Annotated in this window: 1 rRNA gene; it reads right to left on the bottom strand. The window is 60.4% G+C overall.

Annotation, left to right across the window (positions count from 1 at the left end):
• Positions 1 to 113: ribosomal RNA gene (locus ACRYM0_RS20875) — 23S ribosomal RNA — on the bottom strand; the annotation flags it as partial.
• Positions 114 to 752: the final 639 nt, after the last annotated feature.

Here is a 752-nt window from a genome sequence, read left to right as displayed (position 1 = left end):
CACCCTCGGATCACCGTTCGGTTGCCAACTCCCCGAGGCTTATCGCAGGCTCCCACGTCCTTCATCGGCTCCTGATGCCAAGGCATCCACCATGCGCCCTTACACACTTGCCACCACCACACACCACACCCCACCCCCCACACAAGCGAGGGCACGAGCGGTGAGCGACGATCCAAGTCAAAGAACCCAAACCACAAAGACACAGAAAAAATCTACTCGACGAAGCACCACGACAAAGAAACACTCGACTACATTGATTCCAATGTCATCATCAATGTCATTGCAATGCTCGCGTCCACTGTGCAGTTCTCAAACAACAACCAGATCCGCCCCGTCAGCGAAGAACACCAGACACCGACACCCACCCGACCCAAGGAGCGAACCCCTCAAGCAAGCGATACCGACCGATGTGTCCTTCCGAAGCGACCCTGAGAAGGCCACGAACCCCACCACCACGACCGGACCGCGCAACCCGCACGCGGCCGGCACCAGTGACAGTGCCCGGTCCCTCAGGACCCAACAGTGCGCCAGGCACCGAGCACCCCCCAGCAGTCGCGTTCCCGACGTCAACAGCGTTCCGAAGAACACCTCAGCCGTACTAGCGCCACCAGCGAGCACCCAAGTGCCGTGTTGATGTTCCACCCTCGAGCACCGACCTCCAGACTCACGCTGGAGTAGACGGCCCTGCCCACCCCACCCCGCAAGGAGTGAGGCGAGAGATGCTCCTTAGAAAGGAGGTGATCCAGCCGCAC

Origin of the sequence: Kineococcus arenarius subsp. arenarius (assembly GCF_050871845.1) — a bacterium.
GTDB lineage: Bacteria > Actinomycetota > Actinomycetes > Actinomycetales > Kineococcaceae > Kineococcus.
Note: the sequence above shows the minus strand (reverse complement) of the source record. Positions and strands in the feature narration are given on the sequence as shown.